Source organism: Larkinella sp. C7, from assembly GCF_006149005.1.
GTDB lineage: Bacteria > Bacteroidota > Bacteroidia > Cytophagales > Spirosomataceae > Larkinella.
The window spans coordinates 121,519-142,887 of the sequence record NZ_VBSL01000011.1; the positions used below are offsets into that span (position 1 = coordinate 121,519).

The 21,369-nt window shown below is 54.4% G+C and carries 14 protein-coding genes; 2 read left to right on the forward strand and 12 right to left on the reverse strand.

Translation table 11 applies throughout. From position 1 onward, the window contains the following. Positions 1-46 precede the first annotated feature (46 nt). Complete coding sequence (locus FH871_RS23435) at positions 47-1,114, forward strand: PLP-dependent cysteine synthase family protein (RefSeq protein ID WP_138993859.1); 1,068 nt, start codon at positions 47-49, stop codon at positions 1,112-1,114. Positions 1,115-1,150: 36 nt separating this feature from the next. Beyond that, positions 1,151-2,155, forward strand: a complete 1,005-nt coding sequence (locus FH871_RS23440; protein ID WP_138993860.1) for a cytochrome c — start codon at positions 1,151-1,153, stop codon at positions 2,153-2,155. Between the two features lie 234 nt (positions 2,156-2,389). On the opposite strand, the gene FH871_RS23445 is transcribed toward FH871_RS23440, so the two are convergent. The 12 genes from FH871_RS23445 to FH871_RS23500 all read right to left on the reverse strand — a co-directional run bounded on the left by FH871_RS23445 (position 2,390) and on the right by FH871_RS23500 (position 21,060). Next, complete coding sequence (locus tag FH871_RS23445; RefSeq protein ID WP_138993861.1) at positions 2,390-4,075, reverse strand: RagB/SusD family nutrient uptake outer membrane protein; 1,686 nt, start codon at positions 4,073-4,075, stop codon at positions 2,390-2,392. A gap of 11 nt (positions 4,076-4,086) precedes the next feature. Continuing rightward, complete coding sequence (locus FH871_RS23450) at positions 4,087-7,137, reverse strand: TonB-dependent receptor (RefSeq protein ID WP_229317522.1); 3,051 nt, start codon at positions 7,135-7,137, stop codon at positions 4,087-4,089. Between the two features lie 545 nt (positions 7,138-7,682). Further along, positions 7,683-10,109: a glycoside hydrolase family 2 TIM barrel-domain containing protein gene (locus tag FH871_RS23455; protein WP_138993862.1), complete on the reverse strand. Its 2,427-nt coding sequence runs from the start codon at positions 10,107-10,109 to the stop codon at positions 7,683-7,685. A 300-nt stretch (positions 10,110-10,409) separates the two neighbouring features. Further along, the gene (locus FH871_RS23460) at positions 10,410-10,889 is read right to left on the reverse strand and encodes a YeeE/YedE family protein (RefSeq protein ID WP_138993863.1); all 480 of its coding nucleotides are present in this window, start codon (positions 10,887-10,889) and stop codon (positions 10,410-10,412) included. A gap of 17 nt (positions 10,890-10,906) precedes the next feature. After that, a complete protein-coding gene (locus tag FH871_RS23465; protein ID WP_138993864.1) occupies positions 10,907-11,479 on the reverse strand; it encodes a YeeE/YedE family protein in 573 nt (190 codons plus the stop codon). A gap of 43 nt (positions 11,480-11,522) precedes the next feature. Beyond that, positions 11,523-12,941, reverse strand: a complete 1,419-nt coding sequence (locus FH871_RS23470; RefSeq protein WP_138993865.1) for a rhodanese-like domain-containing protein — start codon at positions 12,939-12,941, stop codon at positions 11,523-11,525. A gap of 118 nt (positions 12,942-13,059) precedes the next feature. Further along, positions 13,060-13,857 (reverse strand): sulfite exporter TauE/SafE family protein, encoded by a 798-nt coding sequence (locus FH871_RS23475; RefSeq protein WP_138993866.1) that lies wholly within the window; start codon positions 13,855-13,857, stop codon positions 13,060-13,062. 71 nt (positions 13,858-13,928) lie between these two features. After that, a complete protein-coding gene (locus tag FH871_RS23480; RefSeq protein WP_138993867.1) occupies positions 13,929-14,564 on the reverse strand; it encodes a Crp/Fnr family transcriptional regulator in 636 nt (211 codons plus the stop codon). Positions 14,565-14,613: 49 nt separating this feature from the next. Then, positions 14,614-14,826 carry a DUF2892 domain-containing protein gene (locus FH871_RS23485; protein WP_138993868.1) on the reverse strand — a complete coding sequence of 71 codons (213 nt, stop codon included), beginning with the start codon at positions 14,824-14,826 and terminating at the stop codon, positions 14,614-14,616. Positions 14,827-15,037: 211 nt separating this feature from the next. Continuing rightward, positions 15,038-16,561: a SusD/RagB family nutrient-binding outer membrane lipoprotein gene (locus FH871_RS23490; protein ID WP_138993869.1), complete on the reverse strand. Its 1,524-nt coding sequence runs from the start codon at positions 16,559-16,561 to the stop codon at positions 15,038-15,040. A gap of 33 nt (positions 16,562-16,594) precedes the next feature. Continuing rightward, complete coding sequence (locus FH871_RS23495) at positions 16,595-19,663, reverse strand: SusC/RagA family TonB-linked outer membrane protein (protein WP_138993870.1); 3,069 nt, start codon at positions 19,661-19,663, stop codon at positions 16,595-16,597. Positions 19,664-19,839: 176 nt separating this feature from the next. Then, entirely contained in the window at positions 19,840-21,060 is a 1,221-nt protein-coding gene (locus tag FH871_RS23500; RefSeq protein ID WP_138993871.1) for a glycosidase, read from the reverse strand. Positions 21,061-21,369: the final 309 nt, after the last annotated feature.

Below are 21,369 nucleotides of genomic sequence, written 5' to 3' on the forward strand. Positions count from 1 at the left end.
CATCCCGTTTACCTCCACTCTCTCGTCTGACTAAATCTCAACCCCTATGGTAGTATCAACAGAAACAACCCTGACACCCGCTGTTGAGGAAAAATTTGAACAGCTCTGGAATTTGGTCGGCAACACGCCCATGCTGGAGTTATTCTATACGGATCACGGAAAGCCCCGTTCGCTCTATGTTAAATGCGAGCATTACAACCTGACCGGCAGCATGAAAGACCGCATGGCGCTTCACATCCTGCATGAGGCCTATCGGGAAGGAACGATTCGACCGGGCGACCGGATTGTGGAAGCCACCAGCGGCTGTACAGGCATCGCCTTTTCGGCCATAGGTCGGGCACTGGGACACCCCGTCACCATCATCATGCCGGCCGGCGTTAGCCAGGAACGCATTGATATCATTCGGAGTATGGGGGCCGACGTTGTGCTGGTTACCAAAGAAGAAGGTGGTTTCATGGGCGCTCTGCAACGCGGGGAAGAAATGGCCGCCAGCGACCCGCACGTTTTTTTGCCCCACCAGTTCGCCAACCAATACAACGCAGATGCCCACCGCCTGACCACAGGCCGGGAAATCTGGCTGCAGTTACAAAATGTAGATGTTACCCCCGATGCTTTTGTGGCAGGCGTCGGGACGGGTGGTACGGTTATGGGGGTCGGGGGTTTTCTTAAATCCCGCAAATCCGGGATTCGTATTCATCCACTCGAAGCCGCCGAATCACCAACGCTATCGAGGGGGTATAAAACGGGATCACACCGGATTCAGGGCTTTTTCGATGAGTTCATTCCCGAAATCCTGAAACTAAACGAATTGGATCATGTCGTGCAGGCCAGCGATGGCGATTCGATCCTTTTAGCTCAGAAACTGGCCTTGCAACTGGGACTGGCCGTGGGTATTTCGTCGGGAGCCAACGTGATCGGTGCCATCGCCTTGCAACGGGAGATGGGTCCCGAAGCCCGCGTGGTGACGATTCTGTGTGATAGCAATAAAAAATACCTCAGCACGGATCTGGTCCGGCTGGAACCTGTCAAACCGGGCTATATCGCCCCCGGTATCGAATTCACGAAGTACCGGTCCATCAGCCGCCTATCGGTCAGCCTGTCCAATGTGCTCTAACCGCACGTATTCTATTCCATTTCAACATTTTATCGCATGAAAAAAGTAGTACGCATCCTGGCCATCGTCGTCGGCATTCTTGTTCTTCTGGTACTCGGTGGCATCAGTTACGTCAAACTTGCCCTGCCCGATGTAGGCCCGGCCCCTGAATTAACCGTTCAGATTGACTCCGCCCAGATTGCCCGGGGAAAATACCTGGCCACCAATGTGGCCGTTTGCATCGACTGTCATTCCGAGCGGGACTGGAAAATCTCCAGCGGCCCGGTCGTGGCTGGCACAGAAGGCAAGGGCGGAGAAGCGTTTACCCGCGAAATGGGCTTTCCGGGACTCTACTTCGCCCGGAACATCACTCCCGCCCATTTGAAGGACTGGACTGACGGCGAAATTTACCGCGCCATTACGGCTGGGGTTTCCAAAGATGGACGCGCCTTGTTTCCGGTCATGCCGTACGGCAACTTCGGGCAGGCCGATCCGGAAGACATCAAAGCCATCATCGCCTATGTCCGATCGCTCAAGCCCATCGAGAATAACACGATCCCGGAACCGGAGTCGGACTTCCCGATGAACCTGATCATCAATACCATTCCGACCAAAACGGAAGGCGGCAAACGACCCGACCCCGCCGATTCGGTCGCCTATGGAAAGTATCTGGTTACGCTGGCCAGTTGTGGGGACTGCCACACGCCGGTCGATGAGAAAGGGCAAAAATTGCCGGGAATGGATTTCGCCGGTGGGCGGTCGTTTCCGATGCCTGCCGGAACGGTTCGGGCTGCGAATCTGACCCCGGATGCAGAAACCGGTATCGGCGCCTGGACAAAACCGGCTTTCATGGCCCGGTTTCAGGCAGCCGCACAACCCAATTTCAAGCATCCGCTAACACTCGAACATGCCGAATTCAACACCATCATGCCCTGGATCATGTATTCCGGCATGAGTGAACAGGATCTGGGCGCGATGTATTCGTATTTAAAAACCGTCCGCCCGGTGAAGAATGCGGTGGTGAAATTTACACCCAAAGGTAATGAAGTGGCGACCCGCTAAACGACCAAAGGCCCGCCCGGCTGCTGCGGGTTTACAGCCCAGACCATGAAACGGATCAAGCCGTAAAAAACTACGTTCTATTTCTGTCTCTACCCTTCCGGGCTGCCGACAGGTCAACTTCCAAATTCCACTCCAACCAAAGCCTGCCGTTCGCTTGACTCGGATCAGTAAAAAAACCGCCCAGCCTGATTACCAGCGGGCGGTTTTTCGTTTACATGATCTTGAGAACCGATTTTAGTAATTATCGTTCTGCTTCAGATAACCGGGCAGGTTCGACGCTCCATCAATAGCCGTTTGCGGGATCGGGAAAATCCGCTTCATTCTATCGCTGTTGGTCTTTTCCGTCCACTTATCCTCGTACTTGCCAAACCGGACCATGTCCGTCCGGCGCAGCATTTCCCAATAGAATTCAAAACCGCGTTCCCGATACAACAGATCCAGCGACATGGCGGTCAACGCCGGGGGCGGTGTGGTGGCTGTCCGGGCCGCCCGAACCAGGTTGACATCGGCCAGCGCACTGGCGGCATCACCACTCTTGCGAAGTTTGGCTTCCGCCCGCATCATGTAGACATCGGCCAGCCGCAGGATGATGATGTCGGCTTCGCCAAAATTCCGGCCACTGACCGATTTTTTGCTAAACTCGTATTTTTCAACCCGGTAGCCGGTGTTGTAGTTGCTGCCGGCCACGGTGAAGTCGATTTGCTCCGTGAAGTCCACGGCCTGGGTTGGGCGGTTCCGGGTGTCGTGGAACAACTTGGCAACCTTGTATTTGCCATCCGCGCATTTCAAAAACACGCCGTTCCGCCGAATCAAACCGTACTGCTGTCCGCGCAAAATCCCCCGGTTGATGTTAAAATTCGCTTCTGCTACGCACGAATCGGCCGGGTTGGTATAAATCGACAGGTTCTGTTTGTAAAACCGCGGATCGACCGACGGGTCTTTCGGCGCATAGGCGTTCACCCAGGTTCGGTAGTAATCGGGCGTGATGCCCGGCCCGTCGGTTCCGTTGGCGTTGGGATAGGCCGGCAGCGGAAACTGATCGCCAGACAGGGAGAAGTACGCCATGCGGTTATGACCGTTCAGATCGGCCCGCTGATCGACGGCAAAAATCAACTCCTTGTTGGTGTTGTTGTCCGAATTAAAAATCGAAAAGTAATCCCGTGACAGTTGGTATTGCCCCGAATTGATGATCTTGTCGGTGTATTCGACGACCTTATCCATGTCTTCCGGTTTGAAAGTGAACTGAGCCGCATACCGATCCCGGTAGACGGCCGCATTCAGATACAACCGGGCCAGCAGTCCCCAAACCGCCCCTTTCGTCAGCCGACCGGGGCCAACGGCCGTCTCCAGATTTGGCTCGACGGCCAGCAGTTCGCTTTTGATGTACTCCACTGCCTGCTCACCCCGCAGTATGGTTGAATTTTCGCCCAGATCGTCCTTGACAAACACCAGCCCGTACAGGTCCAGCGTCAGCAGCGAGTAATACGCCCGCATACCCCGCGCTTCTGCCAGGTACGTTTTCGTAACCGGATCATTCAAAGTCGGCAATGTATTGATGGCGGTAATGGACCGTGAAACGCCCTGCAAAATCAGGTTCCAGGTATTGCGCAGGTTGGGGTCGGTGCTGGTGTGCGTGTGCTGGTGCATCGCCAGATAAATACCGTTATCACCCCAATCCGTACCACCCCGGTACGGCAGAATGGCCTCGTCCGTTGAGATTTCCTGAAGCGCGAAGTAGTTGGTATGCAGGAAAATATCCGGCAGCCGCGCATACACCGGCGCAATGATTCCATCGGCAGCCTGCCGGTCGGAAAGGCCCGAAGCCGAAGCTTCGTCCAACACATTTTCAGACAGATTCGTACAGCCATTGAGGACATACACACCCGCCAGCATGACGATTAATATGATTTTCTTGATCATGATTTCGGAGATTAAAAAGTAAGATTCAGGCCCAGAACGAAGGTTTTGGCTTTCGGGTAGCTGAGGTAGTCGATGCCGTAGGAGGAAATGCCGTTGACCGTCCGGTCCGTATTTACCTCGGGATCATACCCGTCGTACTTGGTAATCACAAACAGATTCTGGCCCGTGGCCGACAAGCGGATGCCGGAAACCCAGCGGTTGATGCCGAGCAGCTTGGGGCTGAGGTTGTAGCCCAGCGACAGGTTGTTGAGCCGCAGATAAGCCCCGTTTTTCAGATAGCGCGACGAAACCGGTGCCGAGTTGTTGATCGACTCTTTGGCGTACTGAATGGCTTCGGGCGTGGTGTTCAGCCCCTTCGACAACCGTAGCTTGTAGAAATTGGAGTTGGCGGTATTGTCGTACAGTTTGTTCCCCGAAACGCCGTTGAAATTCACCGCCAGATCGAAGCCTTTGTAGGCCACGTTGCTGTTGAAGTTGAACTGTTTCGTGGGCAGGGCGCTTCCCACGGCCACCCGGTCTTTGTCCGTCACAATGCCATCGCCGTCCACGTCGCGGAAGGTGCTGATGCCTTTGTCGTCAAAACCGGTAAATTCCTTCAGGAAGAAGGTACCGATGGGCTGTCCGTTCACGTAACCGTTGATGGTGGCCGACGTCAAACCGGAACCCGAAGCCGACCCGGAAGGAATGACGGTATACGGCGAGTTTTTCACCTCGTTGTCGATGAACGTAACGTTCCCCCCGATGTCGAACCGGAAACCGTTCAGGTTGGCGTAACGATAATTCAGATCCAGTTCGACGCCCTGGTTGGTGATGGTCATGTCCGGCACGTTGGTCCAGAACGTACCCGCCGGTTGAACGGGGTCCGCCGGGATCACTTCCAGCAGAATGTTGTTGGAAACTTTCCGGAAATAATCGACCGAGCCCGACAGCGCGCCTTTGAACAGGGCGAAATCCAGACCGATGTCGGTTTGGGAAGACACCTCCCACTGAATGTCCGGGTTGGCCAGCCGCGAATACGACGTTCCGGCGGGATACGGTCCCGTGGGAGCCAGCGGATAACTCGTTGTGGCCGATACCTGCGAGGTAAACAGCGCCTGCGTAATCTTGGACGGAATTTCCTGGTTACCGGTTTGTCCCCAGCCCGCCCGCAGTTTCAGATCGGAAAACGGCCCCGATTTCAGGAACGCTTCTTCCGACAACCGCCAGCCCACCGAGAACGACGGGAAAATACCGTACTTGTTGTTAGACCCGAACTTGGACGAGCCATCGGCCCGCACCGTGGCCGTCATCAGGTATTTGTCGTTAAACTGGTAATTGACGCGGGAGAAGAACGATTGAAGCTCGTTTTCCAGGGCGTATCCGCCGGGGCGGTTATTCGCCAGCGTCAGATCCTGCCCCAGACCGGGGTTGTAGATCGGCTCGATGGGCGAAATCGGAAATTTGTTGATGCTTGAGCTGCGTTCCTGCACAAAAATCTTCTGGTACGAATGGCCCAGCAAAGCCGTGAGGTTGTGCTTCGTGGTCGACAACGTATAGGTGAAGTAATTCTCGATCAGCACATTACGATTGGTCTTGTAAATGGTTTCCAGCCGACCATCCTGCAAGGGAACCGCGTTGGGCAGCGACTGCAAATCCCGCACCGAACTGGAGTTGTCAACCCCCAGGTTGAGTTTGTACACCAGATCGTTCGTAATTTTGAATGACGGCGAAATATTCCCGATTACCCGGTTGATGGTGGTTACGTCCTTTTCCAGTTTCAGCGGAATCAGCGGGTTCACCCCACTCTGGTATTTGAAGGGTTCGCCATTGGCATCGTAAGCCGGCAGCGTCGGATTGGCAGAAATCGCCCCGCCCAGCAGGCTTTCGACCGGCGGACGGCGGCTGTAGGTACTCGTCGCATTCAGGTTGACGTCTACATTCAGGCGGTCTTCCATGAATTTCTGCGACACATTGATCCGTCCTGTATACCGCTTGAATTCGCTGTTTTTCAGAATACCATCCTGATCCTGCATCCCGAACGAACCATAATAGGTCAGCTTTTCGGCTCCACCACCAAACGACACGTTGTGGTTCTGGGTATAGGCGGTCTGCGTAATTTCCTTCTGCCAGTCGGTCGAGGCTTTGAAATCTTCCAGCACACCGCCTACGGCCGGAACCTGCCGCCGGTATTCATCCGCCGAATACACTGGCAACGCCCGCGTCAGGTTGGAGATACCCAGACTGGACGACACATTGAAGGTCGAAAAACCGGATTTGCCTTTCTTGGTCGTGATCAACACCACGCCGTTGGCACCCCGCGAACCATAAATGGCGGTAGCCGAGGCATCTTTCAATACGTCGATAGACTCGATATCCTGGGGGTTCAGAAAATTCAGCGGGTTGGACGTTCCACCCGTACTGGAGTTGTCGAGCGCAATACCATCCAGCACAAAAAGGGGCGTACTGCCCGTCCGAACCCCACCCGGCCCCCGGATCGTAATATTCTGGGCTCCACCCGGTTCGCCACTGGCTGAGGTGACATTCACCCCGGCCACTTTGCCCTGCAAAAGCTGCTCCGGCGAGTTGATGATCCCTTTGTTGAAATCGGCACTTTTGATCGACTTCACCGAACCGGTCATGTCTTTCTTGGCCGCACTCCCGTAGCCAATCACCACCACCTGCGACAGTTCTGACGCGGATGCCTTGAGAGCGACATTGATCGTGCTCTGGTTGCCGACCGCTATTTCCTGCGAAACAAAACCGATGAATCCAAACACCAGGACGGCATTGCCTTCCGGCACGGCAATCCGGTAATCGCCGTTGGCATCCGTGGTGGTTCCGCGCTGCGTTCCTTTCAAAACGACGCTGCAACCCGCCAGGGCTTCGTTCGTTGTGGCATCCGTCACCCGCCCGCTGATGGTGACATCGGCGCTCGGTCGTTCAACCTGAGAGCTGGACGTTTTAATCGTTGCCAGGGCCTGACTTTTCCCCTCGTACGCCAGTAGCGTTAGGGCGAGCAGGACACAGCAAAGCCTCCTCCAATGCATCGTAAAGGGAGGAGAAAAAGTGTAGAAAATCATCATATAGGTAGAAAGTTAAATGGTGACAAAGGTCTCGGAATCTGTGCAATTCCAATTCTTTCGCCAAATATTTAAAAATAATTTAATATATCTAGCGACACCCCATTTCTCATTCTGCTACCCCAAAAAAATGCTCACTGGTACATGCAGCGTTCGTCTGGCTCTATACGCAATGCGAAAAGAAGTTTTGTCTATTTCCTGCTAATCAGCACGGTTTTTACCATATAGGGTCGAATTTTGCGACCGTTCAGACGAACAAATGCAGGAATAGGGGAAGCGAAAAAAAACGATAAATGCTCTGAAAATAAATGGCTTGCCAAACCACCTATTCTTGCGAAAATTATTGTGGTTACGATTTTGTTATCTTTTAACGTAAACGATGAGATTATTGACCCCGGAGGGGTCGAACGTTGATAGTACGCCTGAAATGCTCACACGACCGATTTGCCATCAACTTTACGTGCCGCTGGCACTTAAACAACTAGTAGGCAAGGGCATCATGCCATATTTCGCGTTATCTTGAGTATTACCCCGGATCGGTTGAACACTTAGCGCACCGTCACGGTGAGTTCCCCCGTTTGCAAACCGGGTGCCGTGGCTTTCAGCGTCACCTTTCCCGGTTTTGTGAGGGGCCGAAGAATGGCCAGACAGCGACCCCGGAACGTCGTTTTTTCCGGTTTCTGAAAACTACTCAGATCCGTCGGATTGGCGTTTCCCACACCCGCCAGTTCGCCCGCACCAGCAAGCTGAAACGTAACCGGAACAGCCGCCGTGGGAACCAGATTTCCTTTTTCATCGACCACCTCGACGGCCACATACGACAGATCATTGCGATCGGCACGGATCGTTGACCGGTCGGCTTTAAGTTGCAGGCGGTGCGGTTTTCCGGCGGTAATCAATTCCACCGAACCCGTCGGCTTGCCCTTTTCAAAACTCGTGGCCTTCAGGGTTCCGGGCTCATACGGAACCGTAAACGTCGCGGTGATGGTGGTGTCGGCCATGGTTTGTTCCCCAATCAGCTTCCCGTTCAGTTCCAGCTTCACCAGCGGACTGCGCGAAAAAACCCGCACCTGGAGCGATTTCCCTTCCGCACCCGGCCACGTCCAGCTCGGCTGCTCATCCGGCCAGCCCCAGTTCGTTACGGTTTCTTTCAGGCCAGCCGGAATCGGGCTGTGAACGGCCAGTTCGATCGGACGGTTTCGCCAGACCACATCGCGATAATAGGACTGCGGTTTTTTGAACCCGATCAGATCCAGATCCCCGCAATAGGCGTTGAACCACGGCCAGGGAAATACCGCAATCGTGCTGTCTTTGGCGGTTTTCGGTTGCAGCAACGAATGACCGATAGCGGTTTCTCCCATGTAATCCATCGCCGTCCAGACAAAATCACCGATCACATACGGGTGTTTTTCCACCATCTGCCAGTTCTGAAATGCTTCTTTGGCAAAGGTTTCTGTTCCCAGGATGATGCGCTCCGGGTGCCGCTGGTGATCCGATTCGTAGTTTTTCCACTCGTAATTATACCCGCCCACATCCAGCAACGCAAAAGCAGGGTCAGAGTCCGTCCAAACCTTGCCGGGATGTTCCCAAAACACACAGAGGGCTTCTGTCACCGGGCGGGTGGGGTCCAGGCGACGGGTTTCATCCGCCAGTTTTTTCGTGATCGCCAGCCCCGAGGGTTCGGCGCGTTCGTTGATTTCGTTGCCGATGCTCCAGAGAATGACCGACGGATGGTTGCGGTCGCGCTGAATCATGGCCTGCAAATCCCGCTGCCACCATTCATCGAAAAACCGGTGGTAATCCTGCGGTTTTTTGGGTCGTTGCCACATGTCGAAGGTTTCGTCGATCACCAGCAGCCCCAACCGGTCGCAGGCATCCAGAAAAGCCGTCGACGGTGGGTTGTGGCTGGCGCGTACGGCATTGAAACCATTGGCTTTCAGGAGTTCCACTTTGCGTTCCTCCGCCCGGTCGATGGCAGCAGCGCCCAGCGGCCCGTTGTCGTGGTGAACACAACCGCCTTTCAGCAGAACCCGCTTCCCGTTCAGCACAAAGCCGGTTTTGGCACTGAACCCGATCGAGCGAATGCCAAACGCCGTTGTCACGCTATCGAGTCGTTTTTTGCCCGAAAAAAGCACCACGCGGGCCCGGTACAAATCCGGTTTTTCGGGCGACCAGCGTTGCGGATTCGGGATGGTCAGCCGTTGTGTGGCTTCCCCTTTCCCCTCAGCCGCTACCGCAATGGTCTGTTGTGTTTTGCCCACGGTTTTTCCATTGGGAGCAACCACCGTAACCTGAATCGAAACCGGCATCGCGTTACCGGACTGGTTTTCAACGGTGGTCAGCACCTGCACCTGAGCGGTTTTGTCAGACACTTGCGGGGTCGTAATCGAAATACCCAGGGGGGCCACGTGAACCGGCTCGGCGACGGTGAGCCAGACGTGCCGGTAAATTCCGGAACCGGTGTACCAGCGGCTGTTTTTGCCGTTGTTTTTCACCCGAACCGCCAGGACATTTTCCTGCCCGGCTGGCAACAAATGGGGCGTGAGGTCATACTGAAAAGGCGTGTAGCCGTACGCATGAAAACCCAGGTGACGCCCGTTGATCCAGACGTCGGTTTCCATGTGAACCCCATCAAAATAGATCGATACGGTTTTGCCTTTTTCCGTCGGTTTGAGCTGAAAAGTTTTGCGATACCAACCCGTTCCGCCGACGGTGTAGCCCGTTGACGTAGCCCCGATACTCGCTCTCGAAAACGGCCCGGCCACCTGATCCGGCGACGGGTTGGGCAAATCCTCGATGCTCCAGTCGTGCGGCAGATCGAGGGAGCGCCAGTTGGCGTCGTTGTAATCCCGCGCTTCGGCCTGGATGGTGCTGTCTTTCAAAAACCGCCAATCCGAGTTGAAAAGGCGGGTTCGGGTCTGGGCAAAAGTGTGGATCGTAGCCAGAAAGCTACAGGCGAGGAGGAGTATTTTCATATTGGTTAAGGGAAGAAATGGTTTCGCAGCGTTGAGCGAAGGAAATCAGAGTTTACCAGAGAAAAAACGCTGCGTAACTCTGATTTCCTCCGCTCAACGCTGCGAAATAACTTCTTCATGTATAGACCAGAAAACCACCGTGCGCCGATGTTGGTGGTATACAGGACTTCGTCGTCGGCATTCCAAAAGGCGGTTTCAGACCATGCGGCCCAACACTACCCTGATCGACTGCTTTTATCAGTAAGACGGCAAAACCGGCAAAATATACCCAGTTATTTTCAGCGAAAAACGAAACTTCCGCTACGGCAGCCGGGGCCGGAAATACCCGTACACCCAGGTTCCGGCAATGGCACTCAGCAGCGTGACCAGCACAACCACAAAACCGCTGCCGATCTGGGCAAACAACGGACCCGGACAGGCTCCCGTGATGGCCCAGCCCAAACCGAATAACAAGCCACCGTAGATTTGCCCGGAATTGAATTTCTTGGGATGAAACACCACCTCATCACCCGCTATTGTTTTAATTTTAAACCGTTTGATCAGCCATATCGACAGCATTCCGACCACAATCGCGGAGCCGATGACACCGTACATGTGAAAACTTTGCAACCGGAACATCTCCTGAATCCGAAACCAGGAAACAATTTCAGCTTTGACAAAGACAATGCCGAACAGAATGCCAACCACCCCGTATTTCAGGTTCCCGACAAACCCTTCTTCCTGCTTCATGTCGTTGGGTGCATCGCACGCCAACATCTCTTCTACATCTATTTTTTCCATTCGTACATCTCCGGTTTTTAAAACAACTTCATGAGGTGGGGTAAAATCAGGTGCGTCATTGCAAAACCGCCCGCCATAAAACAACAGGTGGCGACCAGCGACGGCCATTGCAGATTGGAAATTCCCATGATGGAATGCCCCGACGTACAGCCACCCGCCATGCGCGTTCCGAACCCAACCAGAAAACCGCCCAGCACGAAAAACACCAGCCCTTTCAGGGTGAACAGATTAGCCACGTTGAAGATGTCACCGGGCATCAGACCTGAGAAATCACGGATGCCCAGGGCTTTCAGATCCGCAACGGTCTGGGGTGAAATTTGAATTGCCTCCGGATTGGCCAGAAAATGTCCCGCCAGAAAACCGCCGATGAGAATACCGGCCACAAAAACCAGGTTCCAGATTTCGTGTTTCCAGTCGTAAGAAAAGAACGGAATATTAGCCGGTATACAAGCCGCACAGATGTGCCGCAGCGACGATGAAATTCCAAACGATTTATTTCCAATCAACAGCAAGGCTGGCACCGTTAGTCCGATCAGCGGCCCGGCCACATACCAGGGCCAGGGTTGACGGACAAACTCTAATAACTCCATAGATTTCCTATTTTTCTATTCAATTGGCTAATTTACAATTTTTTTACACCTTTTTCAAGCTTGTGGGACACACATAATCCGTGATTTCAAAAAGACCGGTTTTCTTGATGGCGTCAAAACCGCCCGTCACATCCACCAGATTTTCGTACCCTCTTGCTCGCAGGATGGAGGCTGCCATCATCGAACGATACCCCCCTGCGCAATGAATGAACAGGGTTTTGTTTTTGGGTAACTCAGCCATGTGATCATTGAGGTATTCCAGCGGAATGTTGCGAACCCCGGCAATGTGTTCGGCGGCAAATTCACCGGGTTTCCGCACATCGATAATCTCCAGTTCCCCTTCTGTCATCCGGTCTGCCAGCGACTCCGCCGATACCGACAATAGGGTGTCGCTTTCCTTGCCGCTGGCTTTCCACGCGCCGAATCCGCCCGCCAGAAAGCCCAGCACCTGGTCGTAGCCCACCCGCGCCAGTCGCGTTAACGCTTCCTGCTCCTGACCCGGCTCACAAACCAGCAGCAGGTTGTGTTTTACATCCGGAACCAACGTGCCGACCCAGGGAGCAAACTGCCCGCCCAGTCCGATGTTGATCGAGTTCGGAATAAAGCCCAGGCGGAAATCCTGCGCCGGTCGGGTGTCGATAATCAGGGCACCGGTTTCGTTGGCAGCCGCTTCAAACGCATCCGGACTCAAGGCGTGCGCACCCCGCTCCAACACCGTATCGATGCTTTCGTAACCCTGTTTGTTGAGTGCAACGTTCTGCGGAAAATACTGCGGGGGAGCCAGCAAACCGTCGGTTACTTCCTTGATAAACTCCTCTTTCGACATCGAAGCCCTCAGCGCGTAGTTGAACCGCTTCTGGTTGCCCAGCGTATCGGTGGTTTCTTTGCTCATGTTTTTGCCGCAGGCCGAACCCGCCCCGTGACCCGGATACACGATAACATCGTCCGGCAGCGTCATGATTTTGGTGCGCAGCGATTCGTAGAGATAGCCCGCCAGATCGTTCATCGTCAGGTCCGCTTTCTGGGCCAGATCCGGACGGCCAACGTCGCCGATGAACAGGGTGTCGCCACTGAACAGGGCGGTTTCCTTGCCGGTTTCATCCAGCAACAGGTAACAGGTCGATTCCATCGTGTGGCCGGGCGTGTGCAGCACCCGGATTTTTACGGAACCGAGTTGCAATTCTTCCCCATCGGTCGCAATGTGCGCTTCGAAATTTGGTTTGGCCAATGGTCCGTAAACAATGGTGGCTCCGGTTTGGCGGGCCAGGTCGAGGTGACCGGACACGAAGTCGGCGTGAAAGTGGGTTTCCAGTACGTACTTGATGGTGGCACCCGCTTTGGCGGCTTGTTCCACATACGGTTTTACTTCCCGCAACGGGTCAATAATGGCAACCTGGCCTTCACTTTCAATGTAATAGGCACCCTGGGCCAGACAGCCCGTATAAATCTGTTCAATTTTCATGGTTTTCAATTCGATTCTGGTTTAACAAAATTCAGGTCGATGCGTTTGAGATTCAACCTTAACAAAGGTAAAAAGGCGGCAACGGGCGTTCAGTGACTTTTGTTACACGCCGGACTGATTAGAGAAAAGTTTCTTTCACAATAATGTAGACCCCCATCGCCAGCACGAACCAGCCGAAAGCTTTCTTGAGTTTCGGGCCGGAAACAAACCGGGTCAGGTAGGTTCCGAGCAAAATACCCAGGATCGACAGGGCCGTAAAGACCAGCAAAAACCGCCAGTCGATCGTGGTCAGTGACAGCCCGCTCAGAAAGCCGATCAACGAGTTGGCGGCAATGATCAGCAGCGAAGTCCCGACGGCCATTTTGATGGGCAAACGAGCCAGCAAGACCAGTGAGGGAATGATCAGAAAACCGCCCCCCGCGCCCACAACACCCGTCAGAATACCGACCAGAACCCCTTCTGTCGCCAGTAAATTGGGGCTAATCCGGTTCTGGGCAGCGTCCGTTTCAATTCGGTGGTCGCGGATCATCGAGCCGGAAGCCGCCAGCATGACCAGCGCAAACACGACCATGATGGCGACGTTTTTACTCAGGTAGAAGGCCGGGGTTGAAAAAACCGGATCCGGAATGGCCGGCACGAGGTAGGTGCGGGTCAGGTAAATAGCGGCAAACGAAGGCAGTGAAAAGGCCAGCGCGGCCCGGTAGTTGACCAGCCGCTGCTGCATATAGCGAACTGCACCGACCAGCGAGGTGGTGCCGACTACGAACAATGAATAGGTGGTGGAGACCGTCGGGTTGATGCCGAGCAGATACACCAGCACCGGCAGGGTCAGGATGCTGCCACCCCCACCGATGAGGCCCAGTGTGATTCCAATCAGAATCGACGCCAGAAAGCCCAGAATTTCATGCGAACTCATGCTTTTTTTTCAACAAAGCACGCCATGAAAAACGGGCGGTTCCGTGATATATGTCACACGGGCGACCATTTCTACAAAATTTCGATTTTATTCCGCGACAACCGGAGGTAGCCCACGCGCTCCAACTGCTTCAGCAGACGGGAAATCACCTCCCGCGACGTCGCCATTTCGCGGGCAATTTCTTCGTGGGTGATCTGCAAAACCGTACACTGGCAACTCTGGGTTTTCTTCTTTAAATAGGTCAGCAACCGCTCGTCCAGTTTCTGGAACGCAATGCTGTCGATGGTGGCAATCATGTCGTCGAACCGGCGCTGGTAGGTGCGGAAAACGAACTGTTTCCAGGTTGGAAACCGGCAAATCCATTCATCGACTTTCTCGACCGGGATGAAAATCAGACGGGTTTTTTCTTCGGCAATCGCCGTAATTTCGCTGGGCTTGTTGTCGGGCGTTCCCGTCATCGAAATGGCACAGGAATCCAGTCCGCTCAGGTAGTAGAGCAAGGCCTCATTACCGGCCGCATCGGGGCGCATAATTTTGATGGAGCCACTCAAAATGATCGGTACGGAGCGGATGTAACTCCCCGGCCGGATCAAATATTCACCTTCCTCGACTTCCTGATAAATCCCGATCCGGTTTATTTCTTCGATTAGCGCCGGTTCAAAACTTCCCCGAAACGCGGCATTGACTACCTGACTGTCGTTGATCATTCCTCTCGCTGTCTTTCACCGCACCCGAACGTCGGGCCGCTCATCTTCTTTAAGACATTTTTTTTCGGCGTTTGGTGCCTATTCCAAAGAATGCGTATATCGGGCAAAAATTCATCAAACTGGTGGCAATCATGATTCCGGCTCCTGCCAGGGCTACCACGGCCCCTACGCCAGTCACCACATCCGCAATGTAAAGCCCTATTAACGTGGCGGCAATCAACAAACGAACCACCTTATCCGAAAAACCAATGTTTTTTTTCATGACCGTTTTTTGTAACGAAGTAACGGCATTCCCAGCCTGCTGTCAGTGACAAATATCACAGACCGGCGTGACTTTCGCGGGCAAAAACCGCCCGGTTTTCATCCTTTCCCGGAATCATCTGCGGTCACCCTTCTATCCTCTCTTTTCTAAAAAAAAGAGGCCTCTGTATTCAGAGGCCTCCTTACTATTCAAAATAGGCTAGTTGGTAAACTTATTGCTTGTCCCACCAGATTCGGGTCGTGAACAGATCCGGACCCTGGCGGGTAATGGCTTCCTGAATATTCGGGTTAATTCCCGGTTCCCCCTGCGGATACCGCAACCGGCGCGGAATCTGACCGTTGGTTTCGTTCCCCGGATAATTGACCGGTGTCAGTTTGGGGAGTCCCGTTCTCCGCCAGTTCGCCCAGCCCTCGAGGTGATTCAGCACCGAACCCGTAATCACCCACATTTCGGTATGGATGGCATTCATTTTATCATCCAGCGACCCGGTCGAATACGGGTTGGCAGCCGCGTAAGCCGCCACGTCGGCATCCGCAATCACCCCACCATACGACGCCAGTTGCCGAACACCCGCGCTTTGACCGGCTTCAAACTCGGTTTTGGCGGTTCCGGTAGCCCACCCCCGCTCAATGGCTTCGGCTTTCAGCAAACGCGCTTCGGCGTGGGTCATGATGAAGTACGGATTTTCCAGGGCGTACATGTTCGGAGCCACCCGCGAATAATTATCCAGACTGGTTTCCGGCAGTGTTTTCAGGGTCGTCGCATCGGTTCCGGGCGGAATTCCGCGTTGTTTCGCCAGGGCCCTGTCGCCGTTTTTCAGCGCCGAAATCACCGTCAGGCGCGGGTCTTTGCGAGCCTTCAGCGCATCGATGAACGTGCTGGCCCACTGGATGTTATTCCCGTTGGCAATGCCGCGTCCCGCGCCAAGGTTCCACGAATTGGCGTTGGAATTGGTTCCGGCCCCCGTGTTCGAGAACTTGATCGAAAAGCTATCGTCGTTGCTGGCCATGATGCCGCCGTCGATGGCTTTCTTGGCCCAGGCCTGCGCCCCGGCCGCATCCACTTTCTGCATCCGCATGGCCAGCCGCAGCATCAGTGAGTTGGCGCCACGCTTCCATTTTTCCAGATCACCGGCATACACAAAATCGGCGGTTTTCGGAATGTAGGCCGTGGCACTGAACGCTTTCCCGGCTTCTTCCAACTCCTTCAGCAAGTCGGCATAAATGTCCTTCTGCGCATCGTATTTCGGCGAGAAAACCCCGTTCAGGTAGCCTAAACCTGCTTCTTTGTACGGAACATCGCCGTACAGGTCCGTGATGTTGGCCATCTCGACCACCCGCAGAATCCGGGCCATCGACAGAATGTTCACGTTTTTCGCATCCGCTTTGGCCAGTGCAATCAGATTGACCAGATTTTTGATCGAATTCGGGTACGAGTTCACGAAATAAGCTTCGCTCAAATCGCCCTGGTAGGTATACACGGTTCCCCGGTAAAAATTGACTTCCACCGACGACATCTGCTGAATGACGGTCGACGCGTAGATGAAGTTGGCCCGCCAGGATTTATACCCCGGATCGCCCGCCGACCCCGGAATGTGCAGCGTGGCCCCCGACAACAGGTAGTCCAAAGGCACCGACGAGGGCGTGTTGGGATTCACGTTGATCTTTTCAAAATCTTCCGTACACGCCCCGAACGTAAACAGAAGCGTGGTCACTATCAGTATTTTGCGTAACATATGGTGGTATCTTTTAGAAGATGAGCGCATGACTTAGAATTTCAGATTCAGGTTAACCCCCACCGTCCGGGTTGGTGGCACACCGGCCAGTTCCAGTCCCTGGGCGTTCGAATTGTTGTAGGTCGATTCGGGATCGATGTTCGGCGTTTTCTTCATCAGAATGGCTAAGTTCCGGCCCACGAGCGAGATGGACGCCCCTTTGAACGGCGATTTGCCGAACACCCGCGTCGGAATCGTGTAGTCGATGATCACCTGCCGGAGTTTCAGGAAGTCGGCACTGTAAACAAACGGATCGGCAATGTTGAACAGCCGCTCGTAATACTGCTGCGCCGGTACTCTCACGGTATTCGGTTCGCCTTTTTCGTTGACGCCCTTGCCAACAATGCCCGTTTCGCGGCCTTCCAGCGTCGACTTCAGCAAGCCCCGGCGGTTGGCGTAGGCGTTGGTTCCGGAGTAAATCACCCCGCCAAATTTCCCGTCGATCAGGAAGCTCAGGCCGATGCCTTTATACCGGAATGAGTTGGTGAAACCCAGGGTGGTGGGTGCCACGCCGGTGCCGAAATTGACCAGATTACCCTGCAATGGATAGCCCTGCGAGTCGTAAACGACATTGCCTGACGCATCTTTTTTGTAGGTAAATCCTTTCACCTGGCTGTAGGGCAGACCCACCACCTGGTGAATGTAGGCAATCCGCGTCCGGTTTTCGTCCACCTGCAACGTAGTCAGGTTGCCATACAGACTCACGACTTCGCTTTGGTTGTAACCCATGTTGAACGACGCATCCCACGAAAAATCCTTCGCCGAAGCCAGTCGGTAGGTCAGCAACAGTTCGAGTCCTTTGTTGGCAATTTCGCCCACGTTGAACAGCGCACTGCCGTAGCCGGAGGTGTTGGAAATCGTAGCCGCCACAATGTCATTGGTGGTTTTCCGGGTATACAAGGCAAAGTCGACGCCCAGTTTGTTGTTGAACAGACGGGTTTCAAAACCGGCTTCCGAGGTGGTCGACGTCAGCGGTTGCAGGTTCGAATTCGGTACGCGGTCGCCGTTGATCTGGGCCAGCGGAGCACCCAGGTGTGCGCCCGACAACCCGTAGTACAGCGACAGGTTATACGGATCGGTGTCGCCACCGGCCTGCGCCCACGATGCTCTCACTTTCAAGTAATTGATGGCGGTCGGCAATTTGAAAGCCTCCGAAACCACAAAGCTCCCCCCCACCGACGGATACAAGATGCTGTTGTTGCCTTTGGCCAGGGTCGAGAACCAGTCATTCCGGGCCGTTGCCGTCACGAACAGATAGCCGTTGTACGAGAATTCCGCCGAACCGTAAACGGAGTTGATTCGTTTCTCGATGTAGTTTTCGCTGGAGTTCCGGGCGGCCGGATCGATGTTCGAAATGTCGTAGAAATACGGAATGTTGAAGTTACTGCCGCCGTACGACGAGTTCTGGTAGGTCTGTTTCATCAGGTTGCCCCCGAACAGCGCATTGATCCCAAACCGGTCGCCAAACTTCTTGTTTATGCCCAGCAGCAACTCGGAGTTGGTTTCCGTGAAATTCCGGTTGCCGACGTTCATGCCCCCACGCGGCTGAAATGGCGTACCGTAAGGCGTGATGGTCAGGTTGCGGTAGTTGAAATTGTCGAAACCCAGCCGACCGCGCAGAAAGAGCCAGTCGGTGAAGTTGAAGCGGGGCTCGACAACGCCGATGATCCGGCCTTTCTTATCTTCCTGCCGCCAGTTGTTGGCCGCCACATACGGGTTCTGGATGTAAATGTTGTCGGACCACACTTTCTCGGAACCGTCGTCATTGAGCTGGCTTTCTTTCAGGGCCGAGAGCGGCAGCGAGGTCGGCATGGCATTGATCGCGTACGTCGCACTCCCCGGCGAGTCGGACAGGCGGGGCCGGTTGTTGGTTTTCTCCAGAATGTACTTGACGTTGGTCACAATCGACAGTTTCGGCCCCAGATTGGCGTTGACGTTCAGCGCAAAGTTGTTTCGGCGCAGTCCGCTGTTGGGAATGATGGCCTTGTTGTTGAGGTCATTCATCGACAACCGGTACGTAATGCTCTCGGTTGCACCCGTCAGCGCCACCGAATTGGTAAACGTGCTTCCGATGCGGTAGAAATCGGTCTGGTTGTTTTTGTAGGCGGAATAAGGCCGTGATTTTCCGTCGAAATTGATGGTATTTGAACCATCCAGTTTAGCCCCCCAGCTATTCGAGGTCAGGGCTTCGGCCACGGTGGTCGGCTTGATGCCGTTGTTGCCCATGCCGTATTCATACTGGTAATCTTTGTAGGTGGGCAGTAACAGATTCTCCGCTACGTAGTTGCTGCTCAGTTCAACGCCGATGCCCTTGTTGGCTTTCCCACCTTTGGTCGTCACCAGAATAACGCCGTTGGAAGCGCGGGAACCGTACAAGGCCGAAGCCGTGGCACCCTTTAAAACGCTGATCGTTTCCACTTCGTCAGGGTTCAGGCTGGAGATACCGTCTCCGCTGTCGCCCCCGCCCCACATCCCGGCCGAACCCAGGTTGTCGTTGTTGATGGGCGTTCCGTCGACCACGATCAGCGGCTGGTTATTGCCGGAAATGGAACCATTCCCGCGAATGACAATCCGGCTCGAACCGCCAGGGCCTGTCGCCGTGTTGGCCACATTCAAACCGGCCACTTTCCCCTGCAGGGAGTTCGCCATGTTGACGGTTCGGGCCTGGGTCAGCTCCTCCCCTTTTACTTCGGTAACGGAATACCCCAGGGCTTTTTTCTCTTTCTTGATCCCCAGGGCTGTCACTACCACCTCGCTCAGCGTCGATTCTTCGGGCATCAGCGACACATCGATGGTGGTCGAATTACCGACTTCGACTTCTTTCGGTATAAAACCGATGGAACTGAATTTGAGGGTCGCTCCTTTTTGTACCTGGATGCTGTATTCACCCCGGTCGTTGGTGATCGTTCCGCGGGTCGTGCCTTTGATGAGCACGTTGACCCCGTTTATTTCGCTTTTGCCCTCCTCCGTCACCTTGCCTTTGACCTCGACGGTTTGTGCAAAGCTGAAGGTTGACAAAAGGGAGAGGACCAGAATCCTCAGAAAAAATAAACTTCTTTTCATAGTAGGTGAAAAATTGAGGTGGAATTGAACATGGTTTTTAAAGTCGTTTGGGGGTTTGATTGGTCGCCAAATCGGAAAACAAAGCCAGTTCAAGGCACTGGCTTTGTCCGGACTACCAACCTATAATTGATCCTAATAAACTCATTGTCAAGGCGTCATTCGCGCCTACCGTTCCTTCATGCCGCTTGTCCGTTGGCAGTCGGCATGGTTTTTTCCCGCCCGGTCTGGTAGAGCCGGTTTTTCGTAATCAAGTCGTTCAATCGCTCGACTGAAGTGGCCGACCGCAGCCCGTCGGCCGGGGTGTTAACCACATAGTCGAGCAAACGCCCAAGGGTAGACGTCGCCACGTGCATGCGGGTATCCGACGATGCGTAGTAGATAAAAACCGTTCCGTCATCGTCCAGAATCCAGCCGTTGGCAAAAACGACATTGGACACATCGCCAATGCGCTCCTCGCCTTCGGGGGCGATAAAATACCCCGCCGGTTTGTAAATCACTTTCGTTAGGTCCTCCAAATCCGTCATAAACAGGTACAGGACGTAACGCAACCCGGCCGCCGTGTTCCGAACGCCGTGGGCCAGGTGCAGCCATCCTTTCGCGGTTTTGATCGGTGCCGGTCCCTGCCCGTTTTTCACCTCATACACCGTGTGGTAGCGTTTCTCATCCACGATGTATTCCCGGTCGATCACCGGATTTTCCATCGAATCGGTCAGACCAAAACCGATGCCTCCGCCGGTTCCAGCTTCGATAAAACCGTCTTGCGGACGGGTGTAGAGCGCGTATTTTCCGTTCACAAATTCCGGGTGCAACACCACATTCCGTTGCTGTGGTGAAGGCGAGACCAGATCGGGCAGCCGTTCCCAGGTTTTCAGATCCCGCGTCCGGGCCATGCCGCACTGCGCCGATGCCGAGGATTCGTCGCCTTTCCGGGCCGCCGGATCTTTGCGCTCGGTGCAGAACAGGCCGTAAATCCAGCCGTCTTCGTGTTGCACCAGCCGCATGTCGTAGACGTTGATGTCCGGTTCGCCGGTTTCGGGCATCGTAATCGGGTAGTCCCAAAACCGGAAGTTGTCGATTCCGTTGGGGCTTTCGGCCACGGCGAAAAACGACTTCCGGTCGCTGCTTTCGACCCGCACCACCAGCAGATACTTCCCGTCCAGCCGGATGGCTCCGGCGTTAAAGGTTGCATTGATTCCAAACCGCTCCATCAGATAGGGGTTTGTGGCCGGGTTCAGGTCATACCGCCAGAACAAGGGCGTGTGCCGGGCCGTCAGAACCGGGTACTGGTAGCGGTCGAAGAGGCCGTTGCCGGGTTTGAGTTTCTCGTTCTGCCGCGAAATCAATTCAAAATGGCCCTCTTCCAAGGTCTCCAATCGTTCCTGAAAGGCAATTTTCATTGGTTACATTATATGAATTCTTCTATCGATCCGGCGACGCTGCGCTGTTGCCTGCTTACGGAATAATTTGCCCCGAATGGTCGCGTACCTCACGGCACGCCAGCGCCTGAACTAACCACTCGATTTCTACCGACGCTGCGCTGTTACACTCCTACGGGATAATTTGCCCCGAATGGGGCTTAACAGCGCAGCGTCGGTAGATGACAGAACCCAGGTGTTTCCCGCGTGCCGTGAGGCACGCGACCTCCAAACCGACGCTGTGCTGTTGCATCCCTACGGGATCAAGGGCCGGGTTTTATAACACCTCAA

Bases quoted from the DNA above. Each gene is read 5' to 3' on its own strand.
- FH871_RS23495 (WP_138993870.1), bottom strand. From the start codon at position 19,663: ATGAAAAGAAGTTTATTTTTTCTGAGGATTCTGGTCCTCTCCCTTTTG.
- FH871_RS23470 (WP_138993865.1), bottom strand. From the start codon at position 12,941: ATGAAAATTGAACAGATTTATACGGGCTGTCTGGCCCAGGGTGCCTAT.
- FH871_RS23450 (WP_229317522.1), bottom strand. From the start codon at position 7,137: ATGATGATTTTCTACACTTTTTCTCCTCCCTTTACGATGCATTGGAGG.
- FH871_RS23435 (WP_138993859.1), top strand. From the start codon at position 47: ATGGTAGTATCAACAGAAACAACCCTGACACCCGCTGTTGAGGAAAAA.
- FH871_RS23480 (WP_138993867.1), bottom strand. From the start codon at position 14,564: ATGATCAACGACAGTCAGGTAGTCAATGCCGCGTTTCGGGGAAGTTTT.
- FH871_RS23485 (WP_138993868.1), bottom strand. From the start codon at position 14,826: ATGAAAAAAAACATTGGTTTTTCGGATAAGGTGGTTCGTTTGTTGATT.
- FH871_RS23445 (WP_138993861.1), bottom strand. From the start codon at position 4,075: ATGATCAAGAAAATCATATTAATCGTCATGCTGGCGGGTGTGTATGTC.
- FH871_RS23460 (WP_138993863.1), bottom strand. From the start codon at position 10,889: ATGGAAAAAATAGATGTAGAAGAGATGTTGGCGTGCGATGCACCCAAC.
- FH871_RS23455 (WP_138993862.1), bottom strand. From the start codon at position 10,109: ATGAAAATACTCCTCCTCGCCTGTAGCTTTCTGGCTACGATCCACACT.
- FH871_RS23475 (WP_138993866.1), bottom strand. From the start codon at position 13,857: ATGAGTTCGCATGAAATTCTGGGCTTTCTGGCGTCGATTCTGATTGGA.
- FH871_RS23440 (WP_138993860.1), top strand. From the start codon at position 1,151: ATGAAAAAAGTAGTACGCATCCTGGCCATCGTCGTCGGCATTCTTGTT.
- FH871_RS23490 (WP_138993869.1), bottom strand. From the start codon at position 16,561: ATGTTACGCAAAATACTGATAGTGACCACGCTTCTGTTTACGTTCGGG.
- FH871_RS23465 (WP_138993864.1), bottom strand. From the start codon at position 11,479: ATGGAGTTATTAGAGTTTGTCCGTCAACCCTGGCCCTGGTATGTGGCC.
- FH871_RS23500 (WP_138993871.1), bottom strand. From the start codon at position 21,060: ATGAAAATTGCCTTTCAGGAACGATTGGAGACCTTGGAAGAGGGCCAT.